The organism is Variovorax sp. E3 (assembly GCF_016082275.1).
Taxonomy (GTDB): domain Bacteria; phylum Pseudomonadota; class Gammaproteobacteria; order Burkholderiales; family Burkholderiaceae_C; genus Variovorax.
This window is the reverse complement of record NZ_MOWM01000056.1, coordinates 12,765-29,650: the sequence shown is the minus strand read 5'-3', so window position 1 is coordinate 29,650 and position 16,886 is coordinate 12,765. Positions and strand designations below refer to the sequence as shown.

Genomic DNA, 16,886 nt, shown 5'->3' with positions numbered 1-16,886 from the left:
CTGCGCAAGCGCCGGTGCGAAGGCACGGCGCACGAAAAAAGAGCGGAAAGCGCAGACCCTGGATTCAGTGGATGGAAGAAGGAAGGACCCACATAGCCGCTCACGAACATCATACGACCTCCATGGCCGCGCCATCGAAGCGCAGCACCGTTTCATGCAGGAATGCATCGAGCCCGGAGCCATCGGCCGAAGGCAGCGGCGTGATGGGTTCGGCCGCGTTGGCGGCCAGCTCGGCTTCGATGAACGCGTGGATGCCGGGCCAGCGCGGGCTGGTCGCGGCTTCGCCGGCGCGCATCTTCACCTCGAGCAGTGCGTTGATCTCGGCGATCAGCGCGGCGTCGCGCGCCGCGTCGAGCGTGTGCTGCGCCAGGTCGGCGAAACGCATCGGCGGCACGCCGGGCCGCGCGCGGATCCAGCGCGCAGCCAGCAGCGGGCGCAGCACGTAGAGGTACTTCTTGTAGCGCACCTCGTCGGCCTGCAGGTGCTCGCGAAAGTTCTTCTTCGCCATCGAGGTGTAGTGATGCCAGCCGCGCGCGTGGAGAACACCGCCTCCGACAGCGCACGAAAACGCGGCATCGCCACCGCGTCGTCGCGGTAGACGATGGGCGAACGCAGCCATTCGAGCAGCGTCGGGTTCGACTCGCGCATCAGGCCCAGCGCCTTGCGCAGGTCCCAGCCGTTGATATCGAGGTCGCCGCTGATCGGCAGTTCGATCACGTCGCGACGCGGCGCCACCGTGAGGTACCACGGCAGGCGGTTCACGTAGATGAAGCGCACGTCGTAGTCGCTGTCGGGCGAAGCGAAGCCCCAGCCGCGGCTGCCGGATTCGCAGGCGAAGAGCACGGTGACGTCGTGCTCGGCTTCGATGCCGCGCAGGGCCTCCATGATCTGTGCGCGCATGGCGGGGTCGATCGGGTGGGCGGAGCGCAGGAACTCTTCTTTCTCAGTGCTCATTTCTTCTTTTTCCTCCTTCAAGCTCGGGTGACGGCTACGTGGCCGGCACTGTCGAGTTCATAAACATCCAGGTCGTTGGCAAGAAACGCATTGCCGTTGTAGTGCGCCTTCGTCTCAGCCATCAATGCGGCCATGCCCTCGTCGTTCTGGTGGCGCGCGCTGAAATGCGTGAGGACCAGGTTGGGCACTTCGGCCGTTTGCGCGAACTCAGCGAGCAGGCGCGCGGAACTGTGCATCGGCCCGGGGCCGACCTTGTCGAGCGCGTCCTGCGTGAAAGTGGCTTCGTGCACCAGCAGCTGCGCGCCCTTGCAGGCGTCGAGCAGCAACGCGGGCTCGGCGTTGTCGCCGCCCAGCACGGCGGTGGCCGTGTCGACCTGCGTGTCGGTGTAGTCGGCGCCGCGCAGCACCTGGCCGTTGAAAGGCACGTCTTCGCCGGTCTGCAGCGCGCGCATGCGGGGCCGGGCGGTAGGCCGATGGCGCGCAGCGCGTCGGCTTTCAATCGCGAACGGCGCGTTTCGACCTGCACGCGGAAGGCGTGGCTGGGCACGCGATGGCGCAACACATGGCACTCGATGCGAACGCCGGGTGCGGCATGCACGAGCGCACGGTCTTCGAGATCGACGTGCTCGATTTCGTAGGGCAGATGCAGGTCCGTCAGGTCGCGCGTGGCCTGGAACCACTGCCACACCGGCAGCGGCGCGATCAGCTTCAGCGGCTTGGTGCGCTTGTTCATGCCCGCGCTCGCGAGCAGGCCCGGCAGTCCGTAGCAATGGTCGCCGTGCACATGCGTGATGCAGACGGCGGCCAGGTCGTTCAGCGACAGCGGCGTTTGCAGCACGCGATGCTGCGTGCCTTCGCCGCAGTCGACCAGGAACCAGTCAGCGCCCAGCACCGTCTGCACGGCGAGGCCGGAGACGTTGCGATGGCGTGTGGGGGTGCCGGAAGAGGTCCCCAGGAAAGTCAGTTTCATCATCATTTTGTCTTTTCCTCCGCAAGGCGAGCCAATGCTTTTGCGGCCGCATCCGCTGCCTCGCGCTCCCACCAACGGTGATTGCTTCCGCCCGGATGGCCGGCCACGAAGGCTTTCAACCGCACGACCTGTTCCGGGCCACCCCAGCGCCCCATGACCTCGATCGCAACGACGCGCAGGCTTCGCCACTTGCTCTGCAAGGCGGCATCTATTTCTGCCAAGGCTACGGCATTGGGCTTGGCTGCGGCGAGGGCACGCAACCGCGCCACCTCCTCGCGCAACAGGTTGGCACCCGCATGCGCCGAAGCCGTTGCTTGCAACTGGCGCCGCGCCTTCCGGCACGCGCTGCATCGAACCGCGTGACTGTAAATCGATCCTTGCGCGGACTCGTACCACCACTTCTGCTGCTTGGCCGTCCACACTTCCTCGGCGCTGCAATCGCGGCACGTGAAGACACGGTCGATATAGAAGTCGGGCACCTCGCCGTACAAGGTGTTGCAGTGCGCAAGTTTGGACTTGTCGGCCACCTCCAGACCTGGCACGGACTCCCAGACCCTGGGCGTCCGCACATCGCGCACGCGCAGCCTGGCTTCCAGTGCCGCCGCACGTTCGAGGCGCCGCGCCTTGATCTCGGCACGCCGCTGCTTGTTGCTTTTCATTTTCTTCCCACCTTCGCAATACGTCGCTACGAAGGCCGGTCGTTCTCCCGAAAACCTTCTATAGCGCTTCCACTGTCACGATACCTTCGCCCGCGGCAAGTTGAACGATGCAGCCCAACACCTGCCGCGCGAAGTTGCTGTTCGCAAGCAGGCAGACGACGAAGCCATCTGCCTCGATGCTCACCGAGACCTGGGCCCATTCAGAGGGCGAGGACGGCGGCGCGGGATAGAAATCCGCACGCGCGCCGTCCATGCGCAGGTGGCAGCCGATGCCCGCCTTCCTGCACATGCCTTCCGCCACGGCGCGCGACGGCAACGTGACCTTGACGCGATATTCCACGCCCACGTTCAACCCTTCACGCACACGACCTGCTTGAGCGTGTAAACCACCTCCACCAGGTCCTTCTGCGCATCCATCACCGCGTCGATGTCCTTGTAGGCCATCGGAATCTCGTCGATCACGTCGGCGTCTTTTCGGCATTCCACGCCTTGCGTCGCGGCGATCTGGTCGGCGATGGTGAAGAGCTTCTTCGCCTTGGTACGGCTCATCTTTCGACCGGCGCCGTGGCTGCAGCTCATGAAGCTCTCGGGGTTGCCCTTTCCGCGCACGATGAAGCTCTTGGCGCCCATGCTGCCGGGAATGATCCCCAGCTCGCCGGCCTTGGCGCTCACCGCACCCTTGCGGGTCACGAGTACGTCTTCACCGAAGTGCGTTTCGCGGCTCACGTAGTTGTGGTGGCAGTTCACCGCTTCCACATGCGCCTCGAAAGGCTTGGTGATTACCTTGCGCGCGGCCGCGACCACGCGCTGCATCATCACCTCGCGGTTCGCACGCGCGAACTTCTGGGCCCAACCCACCGCGCGCACGTAGTCGCCGAAGTACTGGGCGCCTTCCTCGAAGTACGCCAGGTCCTGATCGGGCAGGTTGCGCTGGTGCAGTTCCGCGTCCTTCTTGGCCAGCTCGATGAAGTGCGTGCCGATGGCGTTACCCACTCCGCGCGAACCCGAGTGCAGCATGAACCACACGGCTCCCGCTTCGTCCAGGCACACCTCGATGAAGTGGTTGCCCGTACCCAGCGTTCCCAGATGCTTGTGGTTGTTGGTGTTCTGCAGGCGCGGGTAGTCCTCGCAGATCAGGTCGAACTCGTTCACCAGCTGGGCCCAGGCCGCATCGGTTTCGTCAGGCGGCGTTTCCCACGAACCCTTGTCGCGGCCCATGCGCTTGGGGTTGCTTCCGTGCGGCACGGCCTTCTCGATCGCCGAGCGCAGCGGGCCCAGGTTGTCGGGCAGGTCGCGCGCGTTGAGCGTGGTCTTGCACGCCATCATTCCGCAACCGATGTCCACGCCCACCGCGGCCGGGATGATGGCCTTGAAGGTCGGGATCACCGAACCCACGGTCGCACCGATGCCGTAGTGCACGTCGGGCATGGCCGCGATGTGCTTGAACACGATAGGCAGGCGCGCGGCGTTTTCCAGCTGCTTCTGCGCCTCGGCTTCCACGGGCACGCCGCGGGTCCACATCTTCACGGGCACGCCGTTCTCGACTTCGTGCAGGTTGTAGTTCGTTTGTTCTGCGTTCATCTTCGTCCTCTTCTGTTCTCTTCTTCGTTCGTTCCGTGTCGCCTCAGGTCATCGCGCGCTTGTGCAGCGCGATCGACAGGCGTTCGTAGTCCTGCAGCGGGAAGTCGTGCTCGACCCACATCTCGCGGTATCGCTGCGGCCCCACGTCATCGTGAATGCGCCGCAGGATCGCATGGATGTTGCCGACCAGCCCGGCACGCCCGATCTCGCCGCGCGCCACCACCTCGTGGGCTTCGAGCGCGACGATGCCCCAGCTGGCCCAGTCACGGTACTGGCGCAGCTCGTACTGCAAGGTGTTCCCGGCGCCCGAGACCACAAGAATCGCCTCGCCCGGCTCGTCCATGAACACCGCCTCGGCGCGCCCGGCGCCCTTCTGCAGGGCAAGGCCCATGCGTGCCAGGTCGCCGAGCGAATCGTGCAGGTAAGACACCGCAAAGCCCAATCGCTCGGGTGCGGCACTGAGCCGCATCTCTGCCCAGCCCGCATCGTGCAGGTGGTAGGCGATGAGCTCGTCTTGCGACTGCAATTCTTCTTCGGTCATTCTCTTCTTCCCTTCTCTCTCTGTCTCTCTCGAATGCGCGACTCAAGGGGCGTTCGGCCGCAGCGTCACCAACCCGTTGAGCACCTGGTCCAGACCGCCGATCACGGAGATCTTGTCGATGCGCTCGGCCACGCGTTCCAGCGTTTCGAGCTCCTTCATCCGCAACGCGACGGGGTTGCCCTCCATCACCTTGGCGGTGTTCAGCAGCGAGCGCGTGGCCGCGGTTTCCTCGCGGCGGCGGATCACGTTGGCCTGCGCCGACTTCTCCGCCTCCACCACCTGAGCGAGGATGGTCTTCATCTCGCCGGGCAGGATGATGTCCTTCACGCCCACGCTTTCCAGCGCGATGCCGGTGCCCTGCAAACGCTCGCGCACTTGCGCCAGCACCGTCTGGTCGATGGCCGACTTGTTCTCCAGCAGCGCATCGAGCGTCTGCTCGCCCACGGCGGCGCGCAGCCCGAACTGCGGCTCGCGGTACACGTGGTCGGCCGGCTTCGGCATCTGCGCCATGGCCTGCCGCACGTCGGTGAAGTGCCACACCGCCGACATGTTCAAGCGCAGGCCCACCTTGTCGCGGGTCAGGATTTCCTGGCCGCTCACTTCGGCGATCTGCGAACGCAGGTCCACGCAGGTCACGGCCACCTGCCGGTTGAAGCGCCAGAAACCATGGTTGCCCGGCGCCAGCAGTTCCTGCATCTGGCCCTGGAGCGTCAGCACGCCGACATGGAACTCCGGCACCTGCACCAGCAGCACACCGTCCAGGCCCGCCACCGCACGCGGACGCAGGGCCACGCTCTGCAGCTTGGACACCAGCTCGGCCGGCAGGCGTGCGTCGCTTGCCACGTCGATCACATCGACGCGCTGCGCACGCAAGCCGCGCCAATACAGCTTGCGCGTGGCGGGCGGCAGGATCTGCACCAGCACGCCGTCTTCCAGCCGCAGGCCGACTTCGGTTTCGCCGAGCGACACATGCACGAACTCGCGCTCCACCAGCGCGGGCTCCTGCGCCAGAAAGTAGTCGGTCAGTTCGTGCTCGAACGCGGGCTGGGTCAGCGCGAAGCGCTCCAGTTGCACCTTGTCCAAGCCGGAGAACACCCAGTGCTTGCCGGCGCCCAGCAGTTGCTCGAAATCGCCGTTGCGCAGCAGCAGCGCGCGTTCGCTCTTCTTGATCGTGATTCGGTTGAAACCCAGCATTTTTGTACTCCCGTTCTTTCTTCGTTCAGTGTTCGTTCGTCGTCATTCAGTGCCCGGTAAGGGCAGGCGGCGGGCACTGCGGTTCGCAAGGTTCGCGATGCAGCGGTCGCCGGGGCGGGAAGCCTGCGCCGCCCCGTGGGCGACGCCGTCTCTGTCCTCTCCGTCGATGGCTGCACGCGGTTCCTTGCGGAACGCACGGTGCACAAGCCGCCTGCACTGGCACGGTGTCGCGCGCCGCAGGGAATTGGTTTGCCCTGCGCCATCGCTCCGGTGTGCCGGGGCGGTGGGGCTTTCGCCCCCATCAGATGGCGGTGCAAGCACCGCGTGGTTTTCGCGGGAATCGAACCCGCAACGCCATGTGGTCAACACGGTGCTCAACCATGAGCAAAACTGAATCGAGTTCAGTTGCCAGACAGCTCAACCGCGGCATACGGCAAACCCAAGGAAGGACCTGGCTTGCGGCACCGGACCGCTTTCATGCGGAACCTGCGAGTGGATGAACTGCGTCCTGACGGGAGATGTATTGCAGCCGGCGTGCCAGCTTTGCGTTCGGCACTCTCATCCTCCATGCAAGTCATTGATGTGAAAGGAAAAAATCTTTTCGCGGCTTGGTTGCACGGGACTTCACCACCGTTAGAATTCGATCATCTATATAAATTCAGCTAGTTTTATATCTATGAAGCCAATCGTCGTCATCGGCTTCCTCGGCACCCAGCTCGACGCCGGCCAGGGCGCGGGCCGCTGGAACAAGTGGCGCCCCACCGTCTCTCTCGCGCAGCACGAGGACATGGTCGTCTCGCGCATGGAGCTGCTCTACACGCTGCGCCACAAGGCGCTGGCCGAGATCGTGAAGGCCGATATCACCAGCGTGTCGCCCGAGACCATCGTCAACCTCGTGCCGTTCGACCTCGCGGACCCGTGGGACTTCGGCGAGGTCTACACGCGCCTGTACGACTGGGCACGCGGCTACAGCTTCGACACCGAGCGCGAGCAGTACTGGACGCACATCACCACCGGCACGCACGTCGCGCAGATCTGCATGTTCCTGCTGTCGGAGTCGCGCGTGGTGCCGGGCGTGCTGGCGCAGACCTCGCCGCCCAAGAGGCAGCGCCAGGGCGATGCCGGCAAGTGCACGCTGATCGACCTCGACCTGTCGCGCTACGACGTGATCGCGCGGCGCTTCGACGCGGAGCAGCGCGACGCGGTCGCGTTCTTGAAGAGCGGCATCGCCACGCGCAATGCGCGCTTCAATGCGCTGATCGATGAGATCGAACGCGTGGCGGTGCGATCGCGCGCGCCGATATTGCTGGTCGGTCCGACCGGCGCGGGCAAGTCCTTTCTCGCGCGGCGCATGTTCGAGCTGAAGCAGGCGCGGCACCAGGTGACGGGCCCCTTCGTCGAGGTGAACTGCGCCACGCTGCGCGGGGACGGCGCCGCGTCCACGCTGTTCGGCCACAAGAAGGGCGCGTTCACCGGCGCCGCGAGCGACCGCGCGGGCCTGCTGCGCACGGCGCACCAGGGCGCCCTCTTCCTCGACGAAATCGGCGAGCTCGGACTCGACGAGCAGGCGATGCTGCTGAAGGCGATCGAAGAAAAGCGCTTCTTCCCCGTGGGCGCCGACAAGGAAGTGGAAAGCGACTTCCAATTGATCGCCGGCACCAACCGCGACCTGCGCAGCGACGTGGCCGAGGGGCGCTTTCGCGAAGACCTGTTCGCGCGCATCAACCTCTGGACCTACGACCTGCCCGGCCTGGCGCAGCGGCCCGAGGACATCGAGCCCAACGTCGACCATCTGCTGGCCATTCACGCGGCCGAGAACCACCGCGTGGTGCGCTTCAACGCCGAGGCGCGCGCGGCCTACCTGCGCTTTGCGCAGAGCGGCGAAGCGGTCTGGAGCGGCAACTTCCGCGACCTGTCGGCCAGCGTGACGCGGCTGGCCACGCTGGCGGACGGCGGGCGCATTCCGGTGGCGCTGGTCGAGGCCGAGATCGCGCGGCTGCGATGGCTGTGGAAGCATGCGGGGCCGATGCCCGCGGCGCGCGGCGACATCGATCTGGATGCGCTGCTCGGCGAAGAGCGCGCGGCGGCGCTCGATCTTTTCGACAGGCTGCAGCTCGAAGCGGTGGTGCGCGTGTGTCGCCAGTCGCGCAGCCTGTCGGATGCGGGACGGCAACTGTTCCAGGCCTCGCGCGCGCAGCGCAGCGTGGTGAACGATGCGGACCGGCTGCGCAAGTACCTGGCCAAGCTGGGGCTGGACTGGGCGCGCGTTTCCGCTGCTTTCTAGAGCGCGTGATCCAGGAGCCCGCCCCCTGCATCGATGGGCTATCCTCCGCCCCGATGGCCATCTCCGCATTCGTCGTGAAGGTTCCCGCCGCCGAGCCCATGGCCGGTGACCTGCGCCGCCGCTACGACGCCACCGTGGCACTCGGCGTGCCGGCGCACATCACGTTGCTCGTGCCCTTCATGGACCCGGCGCTGGTCACGCCCGACGTGCTGGCGCGTGCCCGGCGGGTGTTGATGCAGACGCCCGCGTTCGCGTTTTCGCTGGGCAAGGTCGGGCGGTTCCCCGAGACCGCGTACCTGGCACCCGAGCCGTCCGCGCCCTTCATCGAAATGACACTGGCGCTGGCAAAGATGTTCCCCGGGTTCCCGCCTTATGGCGGCGAACACGCCGACGTCGTTCCGCACCTGTCGGTCGCGCACGGCAACGCGAGCGACGCGGAAGAAGCCGCCGCCGAGCTGCGCACGCGCCTGCTCGCATCGGGCACCGTGCATGCACGCTGCACCGAGGTCACGCTGATCGAGAACGCATCGGGGCGCTGGCAGGACATGCATGTCTTCCCCTTGCCCGAGGCCCCCTGAACATTTCTTCATGCCCAAAGAACCACCGACCACGACACCCGTGCGCAACGTGCTCTTCATCCGCAGCCGCAGCCAGTGGCGCAGCCCGACCGCCGAGCAGGTCTGGCGCCGGCATCCGCTGGTTTCCGCGCGTTCCGCCGGCATCGAAAAACTCGAGCGGTCGGTTGCTTGCATCCTGGACATCGAGTGAACGACATTCTTTCCCAGCTCCGCACGCTCACGCGGCTCGACCTCGACTGCGCCTGCTTCGCGGCGAAGTCGCACTGGTACGACCTGAACCCACCGCTCGCCGAGGAAGAAGTCGCGCGGATGGAGGCCAAACACCAGTGCCGTTTTCCGTCAGAGTACCGACGGTTCATCACCGAGATCGGCAATGGGGGCGCCGGCCCGTCCTATGGCGTGTTTCCTCTCGGCCAGCATGACCACGGCCATGATCTCTCGCGCTGGGAAGACGGCTACGGGCTCGTCGGCGATCTGTCGAAACCGTTTCCGCTGACAAACGCCTGGAACCTGCCGGACACGTTCTGGCAGCAGGAGCCAGACCCGCCCGAAGGCACGCCAGTCGACGAAGAAGACCAGTTGTGGGAAGCCTGGAATGCGAGGCTCGAGAGCGAGTACTACGCAACGCACCTCACGGACGGCGCCATTCCCATCTGCCACGAGGGCTGCGCGTTGCGCAACTGGCTGGTGGTCACGGGGCCGCTGGCCGGCACCGTGTGGCGCGACTTGCGCGCCGACAACGGCGGCATCCACCCGTTCCTCAACGCGGATGGAACCTTCATGGGTTTCAACGACTGGTACCTCGACTGGCTGCGAAAGAACATCGCGCAGGTCACGGCCTCGCATGCGCAGAGCCGCTTTGCCCAGGCCTACACGGCGCGGCTCGAAAGCCTTTCGGACAAGAAGCAGATGGCCTTCGCGGCTTTTTGCGCGCAGGCGATCCAGCCGAATCTCGCGGCGTATGCCAAGGCCATTGGCGTCGAAGAGGCGCGCATTCCACAGGACATACTGGACCATTGGCTGTGGCGCCGATTGCTGGAGCGGCGGGCGGATTTTCCCAGGGAGTGCCACGAGATGGTGGACGACTTCCTTGATCTCTGGCACGACCTGAGGCGCCATCTGCAGTCGCAGAAAAAACGGGGCCCGACGATGCCGCCATGAAGGCGGCGATCTTCTCTCGCATTGCCGCATTCGCGTTCTGGTACAGCAAAGGCAGCGTGGCGCAACTGCTGGCCGTCGTGCAGGGCGCGGCCGACGCCACGCCCGTGCCCGCGGAAGCCGAGGCGGAACTGCAGTGGGCACTGGCACAACTGGAAAGCGAGCCGTCAGAGTGGGCACCTCACGGCGTCCTCGAAAGCCTCGCGGACCGCGCCCGCACGAGCGGGAAATTTCTGCAGTCCCCCATCGAATCGCCGCAGGCGCCTCCCGCCGATCCGTCGGCACAAGGCCCGTGGTGGAAGCGCCTGTTTCAGGCCAACACAAGTTAACCGGGCTTGCAGCCTTGCTGCGGCCCTTGCAATCATTCAACTCATGTCAGAAATCTACATCAGCACCGACGTCGAATCCGACGGCCCCATTCCGGGGCCGCATTCGATGCTCAGCTTCGGCTCGGCCGCCTACACGGCCGACAAGCAACTCGTCTCCACCTTCAGCGCCAACCTGCACACCCTGCCCGGCGCCGAGGCTGACCCGAAAACCGCCGCCTGGTGGCAGACCCAGCCCGAAGCCTGGGCCGCCTGCCGCAGCGACCTGCAGGACCCCGCGCACGCCATGAAGAACTACGTGGCCTGGCTCAAGGGCCTGTCGGCGCGGCCGGTGTTCGTGGCGTACCCGGCCGGCTACGACTTCCTGTTCGTCTACTGGTACCTGATGCGCTTCGCGGGCGAGAGCCCGTTCAGCCACTCGGCGCTGGACGTCAAGTCGTACGCGATGGCGATGCTCAAGCTCGACTACCGCGACAGCACCAAGCGCGCCATGCCGCGCCGCTGGTTCGACCGCGGGCTGCCGCACACGCACGTGGCGCTGGACGACGCCATCGAGCAGGCGCCCTGTTCTGCAACATGCTCGCGGAGAACCGCGCGGCCACCAAAGATACAAAGGGCCCGCAGCCATGACCGGCAGCAGCGGCATCCGCAGATGGTGCAAGCGGCTCGCGCTGTGCGCGCTGCCGCTGATGCTCGCGGGCTGCGTGCAGTCGATGTTCTACTACCCCGACAGCGTGCGCTACGAAACGCCCGACGTGCTGGGCATGCGCTACGAGGCCGTGCAGTTCACCAGCGCCGACGGCACGCGCCTGAGCGGCTGGTTCCTGCCCGCCGCCGGCCGCGAGAACCCGAAGGAAGCCAAGGGCACGGTGGTGCACTTCCACGGCAACGCGCAGAACATGAGCACGCACTGGCGCTTCGTGGCGTGGCTGCCCAAGCAGGACTACAACGTGTTCGTCTTCGACTACCGGGGCTACGGCCAGTCCGAAGGCAAGCCCGAGCCCAAGGGCGTGTTCGAAGATTCCAATGCCGCGCTGAACTACGTGCGCTCGCGCGCCGATGTCGACCCCGAGCGGCTGTTCGTCTTCGGCCAGAGCCTGGGCGGCACCAACGCGATCGCGGTGGTGGGCTCGGGCAACCGGGCGGGCGTGAAGGCCGCGGCCATCGAGTCGACCTTCTACTCGTACTCGTCGATTGCCAACGACAAGCTCAAGGGCGCGGGCTTGCTGGTGAGCGACGACTATGCGGCGTCGAAATACGTGGCGGCGGTTTCGCCGATTCCGCTGCTGTTCATTCACGGCACGGCCGACCAGGTGATTCCGCTGGCGCATTCGAAGCGCCTGCTGGCCGACGCGCGCGAGCCCAAGCGGCTGATCGAAGTGCCGGGCGCCGGCCACCTCGAGCCGATGACGGCGCTGCGCTTCGGGCACGCCTACCGGAAGGCGCTGACGGCGTTCTTCGAATCTTCCATGCATCCGCTGCAGCAATGAAACACTTCGACGAAGCCGCCACCCGCGCACCCCTGACCTTCGAGCGGCTGGTGCCCGCGCTGCGCGCCGCTTTCGCGGCCGAGGCGCAAGTGCCGCCGCGCCACGTGCACGGCATCGAGACAGCCGGCGGCAAGGGCACGGTGCTCATCATGCCGGCATGGAGCGACGCGGGTTTCCTGGGCATCAAGACCATCAACATCTTTCCCGGCAACAGCGCGCGCGGCCTGCCCGGCCTGCATGCGACCTACGTGCTGTACGACGCGCACACCGGCGTGCCGTTGGCCCTGATGGACGGCAACGAGATCACCGCGCGCCGCACGGCCGCCGCGTCGGCGCTGGGCGCGTCGTTTCTCGCGCGCAAGAACGCGCACCGCCTGCTGGTGCTGGGCACCGGCCGCGTCGCGCGCATGCTGCCGGCCGCGCATGCGAGCGTGCGCCCCATCGACGAGGTGTGGGTGTGGAACCACCGCGCCGAAGGCGCCGAAGCGCTGGCCGCGCAATGGCGCGCCGAAGGCCGGAACGCGCATGCCGCCACCGACCTGGAGACGGCCGTGCGCCAGGCCGACATCGTGAGCTGCGCCACGCTGGCCACCGCGCCGCTGGTGCGCGGCGACTGGCTGGCGGCGGGCTCGCACCTGGACCTGATCGGCAGTTTCACGCCCGCAATGCGCGAGGCCGACGTGCACTGCTTCGCGGGCGCGCGCACCTTCGTCGACACCGACGAGGCGCTGCGGAAGTCGGGCGACCTGCTCGACGCCATGGCCGCCGGCACGCTGCGCGCCGACGACATCCAGGGCACGCTCGCCACCCTGTGCCACGACGAGCAGCGCGCGGGCCGCGCCAGCGACGAAGAACGCACCGTGTTCAAGGCCGTGGGCAGCGCGCTCGAAGACCTGACGGCCGCCACGCTGGTGTGGCGCGCGGCGGGCTCGACATAAGACTTTTGGCTTAGTACCGGTACTGGAAACCGGTGCCGGCGGGCTTTTGCCTGCCTCCGCATACGTCGTGCAGCCGATGGCGGCGTTCACGCCTTGTTGCTATCGTGTTGTACACGACAGACACAGGAGGCTTCGCATGCTCAGCATCCAACACATGGCCAACATCCTGCGCAAGGCCGGTTACGACGTGCCGGCCTGTCCGATCGCCCACGACGCGGCGGTGCCGTACCCCGCCAGCCTGCCGGCCGACACAGTCCACCAGACGCCGCAGGCCTGGGGCAAGGCGATCGAAACGCTGTACGTGTCCTACGCGGCGGCCCGCGCCGCCAAGAGCCTGCGCGACGCCGAAGAAGCGCGCATGCTGGCCATGCTGCAGCTGCGGCCGGCCAAGGCTTACGCCTGAGCCCGGTCGCGCAGGTAGGCCAGGATCAGGCGCACGAGTTCGGTCCGCAGCGCCGTGGCGCCGAGATCGCCACGGCCCGCCGCCGAATGCACGACCCCTTCGACCGCTGACGAGAGCATCCGCGCCGCCACGCCGTCGTCATCGTCGTCGTCTTCATCGCTGCGGCCACCGCTCGATGCGAGCAGCGCCCGGTAGCGGCGCTGGTATTGCGCTTCGAAGGCGCCATGGCTGGAGCGCGCGCTCAGCGGCACTTCGTCGACCAGCACGTGGTGCAGCGCCTGGTCGATCGAATGGGCGGCAATGACGCCGTCGACGAATTGCGCGACACGCTGGTCGAGCGTGATGGCTGCGTCGTCGTCCTGCCCGTCCGCGCCGGACAGCACCAGCAGCACTTCGCCCAGGTGCCGCTCGCGGATCGCCTCGGCAATGGCCAGCTTGTCCGGAAAGTACTGGTAGAGCGAGCCCACGCTGACACCCGCGACCGCCGCGATCTCGTTCGTCGTGAAGCGCGCCCATCCGCGCCGGGCCAGAACGCGAGCAGCGGCCTCGACGATCACGTCCACCGTGGCGCGCGAACGCTGCTGGCGCGGCGCTTTGCGCATGGTCTTGCGTTGCGAGGGAATGCGAGTACCCAAGTTCGAGGCTCCACTCAAGAATGAGACCGCACACCCGCAGTCGGCCCATGAGGGCGAAGTGTGCCGTTTTAATTCAAGGGAACCACGATGAGTACGCAGACGCTTTTGACTTCACTGTTCCGCTACAAGGCCTGGGCGGACGAAGGGCTGCTCGCGGGCCTGGCCGAATTGGCCATGAAGGCGCCGGAAGCCGAGTACCGCGCGGCGGTGCGCGTTTTCAACCACGCGTGCATCGTCGACCGCATCTTCGTCGCGAACCTGCAGCAGGTGGCGCACGGCTGCATCGCCACCGGATCGGACGTGGCACCACCGCTGCCCGCGCTGGCCGAAGCCGTCAGGGCAACGGATCGCTGGTACATCGACTACGCCGCCAGCGTGGGCGCGAGCGCGCTGGCGGAAAGCATCGGCTTCACCTTCACTGACGGCGCGCCCGGGCGCATGTCGCGCGAAGAAATGCTGGGGCACGTGGTGACCCATGCCGGCTACCACCGGGGCGAAGTCGGCCGGATCATGTGGCGGCTCATGGGCGCGTCGCCGCCCGACACCTTCACCGGCTTTCTGCACGCCACCGAACCCACGCGCCGCCTGCGCGCGTGATCGACGGCTGTTGCTGCTGCTGTTGTTGTTGCTTACTTGCCCTGCGCGGACTTCAGCACGGGGTTCTCCATGGTGGAGATCACCCGGCTGTTGACGCGCGAGCCGCCGGTCACGTTCTGGTCGGGCGCGGCGGCCGTGGCCATGGCTTCCTGGAGGACTTGTGCCGGGTCGCGGGTCGAGGTGAACGGATCGGCGCCGCGCGAACCGCGGGTCACGTTCTGGTTCGGCGCGTGAGCCGTGTCGACGGCTTGCTTGTACATGGCTTCGGGGTCGGCCGTGGACGTGAACGGATCGGCACCGCGCGAGCCGCGCGTGACGTTCTGGTTCGGCGCATGGGCGGCGGCAACGGCTTCGGCTTCGACGGATTCGCGGGTGCGCTGCTGCGCGTTGGCGGAAGCGACGGCGAGCACGGCGAGTGCTGCAACGAGGGCGAGTCGGGTGGTCTTCATGGTTCGGTCTTTTCTGTGAGTTGTCTGTTTGGATGGCGTCGGCCCGTGGATGCGGGAAAACCCTGAGCAAGACTAGTCAGCGCAAAAGTCGGATCCGTGACGGCCCCGAGCGGCGGACCGGGCTCTTTCGCGGGCGCTGCAGCGTCGGCGAAGTTCTGGTAACGCACGCCTCCCGCCCCGGGGTTTGCAGGTCACAGCCCGCTGCTACCCGCTGCCCCCTTTACCTTCGAATAATGCGGCGACGGTTGCCGCGAACGCGCGCGCACCGCGTTCCACCCACCTCATTCGAAGGAGACAAATCAAATGGCTCGCAAGATCCTGATGCTCTGCGGCGACTACGCCGAAGACTACGAAACCATGGTGCCTTTCCAGACCCTGCTGGCCGTGGGCCACACGGTGCACGCGGTGGCGCCCGACAAGAAGGCCGGCGACTGGGTGCACACCGCCATCCACGACTTCGAGGGCGCGCAGACCTACAGCGAGAAGCCGGGCCACCGCTTCACGCTCAACGCCAACTTCGACGACGTGCGCCCCCAGGCCTACGACGCGCTCGTCATTCCCGGCGGCCGCGCGCCCGAGTACCTGCGCATGCACGCCCGCGTGGTCGAGATCGCCAAGCACTTCCTGGCTGCCGACAAGCCCGTGGCAGCGGTGTGCCACGGCGCGCAGCTGCTCGCGGCCACGGGGCTCATCAAGGGCCGCAAGGTGTCGGCCTACCCGGCCTGCCAGGTCGAGGTGGAGCTGGCCGGCGCCGAGTACATGGGCATCCCGGTCGACCAGGCCGTGACCGACCGCAACCTGGTCACCGCGCCCGCGTGGCCCGCGCACCCGGCGTGGCTCGCGCAGTTCCTGGTGGTGCTGGGCACGCGCATCACGCACTGATTGATTGATTTCACGGCGGGCGGCGCTACAGTGCGTGCGTCCGCCCCACCGTCCACCTACCCCGCAAAGGAGACAGCCCATGTGCGAGGTCTTCATCAGCGCCGACCCGCAGAGCTACGACGCGCGCACGCGCTCGGTACGGCTGCACGGCGTGGTCACCAGCATCCGGCTCGAGAACCTGTTCTGGCAGGTGCTCGAGGAAATCGCGCAGCGCGACGGCATGGTCGTGGTGCAGCTCATCGAGCGGCTCTACGACGAGCTGGTGGCCGCGCGCGGCGAGGTCGGCAATTTCGCGTCGTTCCTGCGGGTCTGCGCCTTGCGCTACGAGGCGATGGTGGCGCAGGGACGCATACCGGCGGACACGTCGGTGGCGATTCGCTCGCTGGATGCGAAGGCTGTGCTGCATGAACTGCCGCGGGGGTGGGGACGGCCGTCGCCGGAGGCGCTACAGCCTGACCAGCAGACTCGGGTACGCACGCTGCATGTGGCTGCAAGGCGGCACGCTTGGTAGCGTTACACGTCTGCCGCCCGCGCGCGCTGAATCTGCCGCTTCGTCTTGGCGTCGGGCGCCTTGTAGGTCGGTGACAAGCGGCGCTTGACGGACTTGATGGCGTTCGCTCGCGCGGCGTCGACATCGGCCCCAGGCACTTCGAGCTTCTGCAGCCATGCAAGCGCCTGCGCCGTCGGGGCGCCGCGAGCCGCCCAGAGGCAAAGGCTCTTCAGGAAGGGCTCGGGCGTGGCGTCGAAGGCCGTGATGACGACACGCAGCAGATCATCCATCACCGCTTGCTCAACCCTCACACCGTCGTCGAAACTCAGCAGCAGGTTCAGCGCCGACAGGGCCTTCCATTCCGCATGCGTCACATCGGGCGATTGCCAGCCGGCGGACGCGCAAAAGCCAAGCAACACCTGAACGCTCTGCGCGGTCTTCACCTCTTGCAGGACGCCGATGGCAAAGCTCGCAAGCTCTGGGTCGGCCAGCAGCAGGCGCAGCGCGGCGACACCGCCGCGCCCGAAGGCCGCGCAAGCTTGCGCCCACAGGGCGAACGGCACGACGCGCGTGCCGTCCTCCAGCAAGGCGTTGCGCAGCCAGCCGTGCTGCGCGCAGAGGCGCTCGATCTCGTCCGCGCCTCCAGCGCCATGGACCAAGGCGAAGCGGATCATGTCCTCGACATTCATTGCGCCGCCACGGGCCGACGGTGCCGAGCCTTTCGATGCCTTGCGGGCCAGTGCGTTCAGGTTCATTC

At 66.8% G+C, this 16,886-nt stretch carries 20 protein-coding genes and 3 pseudogenes; 12 read left to right on the top strand and 11 right to left on the bottom strand.

What is annotated here, in order from left to right:
• Positions 1–109 precede the first annotated feature (109 nt).
• The 8 genes and pseudogenes from BMG07_RS20015 to BMG07_RS19985 form a co-directional block, all read right to left on the bottom strand.
• A pseudogene (locus BMG07_RS20015) lies at positions 110–954 on the bottom strand (DNA polymerase beta superfamily protein).
• A 17-nt stretch (positions 955–971) separates the two neighbouring features.
• The gene (locus BMG07_RS42490) at positions 972–1,406 is read right to left on the bottom strand and encodes a hypothetical protein (RefSeq protein WP_269759199.1); all 435 of its coding nucleotides are present in this window, start codon (positions 1,404–1,406) and stop codon (positions 972–974) included.
• Between the two features lie 146 nt (positions 1,407–1,552).
• Positions 1,553–1,924, bottom strand: a pseudogene (locus BMG07_RS42485) (MBL fold metallo-hydrolase); the annotation flags it as partial.
• Positions 1,925–1,926: 2 nt separating this feature from the next.
• Complete coding sequence (locus BMG07_RS20005) at positions 1,927–2,583, bottom strand: zinc-ribbon domain-containing protein (protein WP_198086023.1); 657 nt, start codon at positions 2,581–2,583, stop codon at positions 1,927–1,929.
• Between the two features lie 58 nt (positions 2,584–2,641).
• Positions 2,642–2,923, bottom strand: coding sequence for a hypothetical protein (locus BMG07_RS20000; RefSeq protein ID WP_198086022.1), 282 nt, complete (start codon positions 2,921–2,923; stop codon positions 2,642–2,644).
• An 8-nt stretch (positions 2,924–2,931) separates the two neighbouring features.
• Positions 2,932–4,164 carry an RtcB family protein gene (locus BMG07_RS19995; protein WP_198086021.1) on the bottom strand — a complete coding sequence of 411 codons (1,233 nt, stop codon included), beginning with the start codon at positions 4,162–4,164 and terminating at the stop codon, positions 2,932–2,934.
• 43 nt (positions 4,165–4,207) lie between these two features.
• Entirely contained in the window at positions 4,208–4,705 is a 498-nt protein-coding gene (locus BMG07_RS19990; RefSeq protein WP_269759196.1) for a hypothetical protein, read from the bottom strand.
• 42 nt (positions 4,706–4,747) lie between these two features.
• On the bottom strand, positions 4,748–5,899 hold the full coding sequence (locus BMG07_RS19985; RefSeq protein WP_198086020.1) for a slipin family protein: 1,152 nt from the start codon (positions 5,897–5,899) through the stop codon (positions 4,748–4,750).
• Positions 5,900–6,575: 676 nt separating this feature from the next.
• Between BMG07_RS19985 and rtcR the strand changes: the two genes are divergently transcribed.
• From rtcR to BMG07_RS19945, 9 genes and pseudogenes are all read left to right on the top strand, one after another.
• The gene (gene rtcR, locus BMG07_RS19980; RefSeq protein WP_198086019.1) at positions 6,576–8,183 is read left to right on the top strand and encodes an RNA repair transcriptional activator RtcR; all 1,608 of its coding nucleotides are present in this window, start codon (positions 6,576–6,578) and stop codon (positions 8,181–8,183) included.
• Positions 8,184–8,236: 53 nt separating this feature from the next.
• The gene (locus BMG07_RS19975; RefSeq protein WP_198086018.1) at positions 8,237–8,761 is read left to right on the top strand and encodes a 2'-5' RNA ligase family protein; all 525 of its coding nucleotides are present in this window, start codon (positions 8,237–8,239) and stop codon (positions 8,759–8,761) included.
• 10 nt (positions 8,762–8,771) lie between these two features.
• Positions 8,772–8,951 (top strand): hypothetical protein, encoded by a 180-nt coding sequence (locus tag BMG07_RS19970; RefSeq protein ID WP_198086038.1) that lies wholly within the window; start codon positions 8,772–8,774, stop codon positions 8,949–8,951.
• Complete coding sequence (locus BMG07_RS19965; RefSeq protein ID WP_198086017.1) at positions 8,948–9,922, top strand: SMI1/KNR4 family protein; 975 nt, start codon at positions 8,948–8,950, stop codon at positions 9,920–9,922. The genes BMG07_RS19970 and BMG07_RS19965 overlap by 4 nt, the downstream gene beginning before the upstream one ends.
• A complete protein-coding gene (locus BMG07_RS19960; protein ID WP_198086016.1) occupies positions 9,919–10,248 on the top strand; it encodes a hypothetical protein in 330 nt (109 codons plus the stop codon). The genes BMG07_RS19965 and BMG07_RS19960 overlap by 4 nt, the downstream gene beginning before the upstream one ends.
• Before the next feature lie 43 nt (positions 10,249–10,291).
• Positions 10,292–10,875: pseudogene (locus BMG07_RS42480) on the top strand (exonuclease).
• Positions 10,872–11,735, top strand: a complete 864-nt coding sequence (locus BMG07_RS19955; protein WP_198086015.1) for an alpha/beta hydrolase — start codon at positions 10,872–10,874, stop codon at positions 11,733–11,735. Before BMG07_RS42480 ends, BMG07_RS19955 begins: the two are co-directional and overlap by 4 nt.
• A complete protein-coding gene (locus tag BMG07_RS19950; RefSeq protein WP_198086014.1) occupies positions 11,732–12,673 on the top strand; it encodes an ornithine cyclodeaminase family protein in 942 nt (313 codons plus the stop codon). Before BMG07_RS19955 ends, BMG07_RS19950 begins: the two co-directional genes overlap by 4 nt.
• Before the next feature lie 136 nt (positions 12,674–12,809).
• Positions 12,810–13,076: a hypothetical protein gene (locus BMG07_RS19945; RefSeq protein ID WP_198086013.1), complete on the top strand. Its 267-nt coding sequence runs from the start codon at positions 12,810–12,812 to the stop codon at positions 13,074–13,076.
• Here the strand turns inward: BMG07_RS19945 and BMG07_RS19940 are convergent.
• The gene (locus tag BMG07_RS19940; RefSeq protein WP_198086012.1) at positions 13,067–13,678 is read right to left on the bottom strand and encodes a TetR/AcrR family transcriptional regulator; all 612 of its coding nucleotides are present in this window, start codon (positions 13,676–13,678) and stop codon (positions 13,067–13,069) included. The genes BMG07_RS19945 and BMG07_RS19940 overlap by 10 nt on opposite strands.
• Before the next feature lie 120 nt (positions 13,679–13,798).
• Between BMG07_RS19940 and BMG07_RS19935 the strand changes: the two genes are divergently transcribed.
• Positions 13,799–14,308 (top strand): DinB family protein, encoded by a 510-nt coding sequence (locus tag BMG07_RS19935; protein ID WP_198086011.1) that lies wholly within the window; start codon positions 13,799–13,801, stop codon positions 14,306–14,308.
• 32 nt (positions 14,309–14,340) lie between these two features.
• Here BMG07_RS19935 and BMG07_RS19930 read toward each other — a convergent pair whose 3' ends face one another.
• Positions 14,341–14,757: a hypothetical protein gene (locus tag BMG07_RS19930; RefSeq protein WP_198086010.1), complete on the bottom strand. Its 417-nt coding sequence runs from the start codon at positions 14,755–14,757 to the stop codon at positions 14,341–14,343.
• 303 nt (positions 14,758–15,060) lie between these two features.
• Between BMG07_RS19930 and BMG07_RS19925 the strand changes: the two genes are divergently transcribed.
• Positions 15,061–15,639, top strand: coding sequence for a DJ-1/PfpI family protein (locus tag BMG07_RS19925; protein ID WP_198086009.1), 579 nt, complete (start codon positions 15,061–15,063; stop codon positions 15,637–15,639).
• Between the two features lie 79 nt (positions 15,640–15,718).
• Complete coding sequence (locus tag BMG07_RS19920) at positions 15,719–16,150, top strand: ribbon-helix-helix domain-containing protein (protein WP_269759195.1); 432 nt, start codon at positions 15,719–15,721, stop codon at positions 16,148–16,150.
• A 2-nt stretch (positions 16,151–16,152) separates the two neighbouring features.
• On the opposite strand, the gene BMG07_RS19915 is transcribed toward BMG07_RS19920, so the two are convergent.
• Positions 16,153–16,884, bottom strand: coding sequence for a hypothetical protein (locus tag BMG07_RS19915; RefSeq protein ID WP_198086008.1), 732 nt, complete (start codon positions 16,882–16,884; stop codon positions 16,153–16,155).
• Positions 16,885–16,886: the final 2 nt, after the last annotated feature.

What these genes read in the sequence shown, in the direction of transcription:
- BMG07_RS42490 (WP_269759199.1), bottom strand. Translation starts at nt 1,406, where the DNA reads ATGCGCGCGCTGCAGACCGGCGAAGACGTGCCTTTCAACGGCCAGGTG.
- BMG07_RS20005 (WP_198086023.1), bottom strand. Translation starts at nt 2,583, where the DNA reads ATGAAAAGCAACAAGCAGCGGCGTGCCGAGATCAAGGCGCGGCGCCTC.
- BMG07_RS19995 (WP_198086021.1), bottom strand. Translation starts at nt 4,164, where the DNA reads ATGAACGCAGAACAAACGAACTACAACCTGCACGAAGTCGAGAACGGC.
- BMG07_RS19990 (WP_269759196.1), bottom strand. Translation starts at nt 4,705, where the DNA reads ATGACCGAAGAAGAATTGCAGTCGCAAGACGAGCTCATCGCCTACCAC.
- BMG07_RS19985 (WP_198086020.1), bottom strand. Translation starts at nt 5,899, where the DNA reads ATGCTGGGTTTCAACCGAATCACGATCAAGAAGAGCGAACGCGCGCTG.
- rtcR (WP_198086019.1), top strand. Translation starts at nt 6,576, where the DNA reads ATGAAGCCAATCGTCGTCATCGGCTTCCTCGGCACCCAGCTCGACGCC.
- BMG07_RS19975 (WP_198086018.1), top strand. Translation starts at nt 8,237, where the DNA reads ATGGCCATCTCCGCATTCGTCGTGAAGGTTCCCGCCGCCGAGCCCATG.
- BMG07_RS19970 (WP_198086038.1), top strand. Translation starts at nt 8,772, where the DNA reads ATGCCCAAAGAACCACCGACCACGACACCCGTGCGCAACGTGCTCTTC.
- BMG07_RS19960 (WP_198086016.1), top strand. Translation starts at nt 9,919, where the DNA reads ATGAAGGCGGCGATCTTCTCTCGCATTGCCGCATTCGCGTTCTGGTAC.
- BMG07_RS19955 (WP_198086015.1), top strand. Translation starts at nt 10,872, where the DNA reads ATGACCGGCAGCAGCGGCATCCGCAGATGGTGCAAGCGGCTCGCGCTG.
- BMG07_RS19950 (WP_198086014.1), top strand. Translation starts at nt 11,732, where the DNA reads ATGAAACACTTCGACGAAGCCGCCACCCGCGCACCCCTGACCTTCGAG.
- BMG07_RS19945 (WP_198086013.1), top strand. Translation starts at nt 12,810, where the DNA reads ATGCTCAGCATCCAACACATGGCCAACATCCTGCGCAAGGCCGGTTAC.
- BMG07_RS19940 (WP_198086012.1), bottom strand. Translation starts at nt 13,678, where the DNA reads ATGCGCAAAGCGCCGCGCCAGCAGCGTTCGCGCGCCACGGTGGACGTG.
- BMG07_RS19935 (WP_198086011.1), top strand. Translation starts at nt 13,799, where the DNA reads ATGAGTACGCAGACGCTTTTGACTTCACTGTTCCGCTACAAGGCCTGG.
- BMG07_RS19930 (WP_198086010.1), bottom strand. Translation starts at nt 14,757, where the DNA reads ATGAAGACCACCCGACTCGCCCTCGTTGCAGCACTCGCCGTGCTCGCC.
- BMG07_RS19925 (WP_198086009.1), top strand. Translation starts at nt 15,061, where the DNA reads ATGGCTCGCAAGATCCTGATGCTCTGCGGCGACTACGCCGAAGACTAC.
- BMG07_RS19920 (WP_269759195.1), top strand. Translation starts at nt 15,719, where the DNA reads ATGTGCGAGGTCTTCATCAGCGCCGACCCGCAGAGCTACGACGCGCGC.
- BMG07_RS19915 (WP_198086008.1), bottom strand. Translation starts at nt 16,884, where the DNA reads ATGAACCTGAACGCACTGGCCCGCAAGGCATCGAAAGGCTCGGCACCG.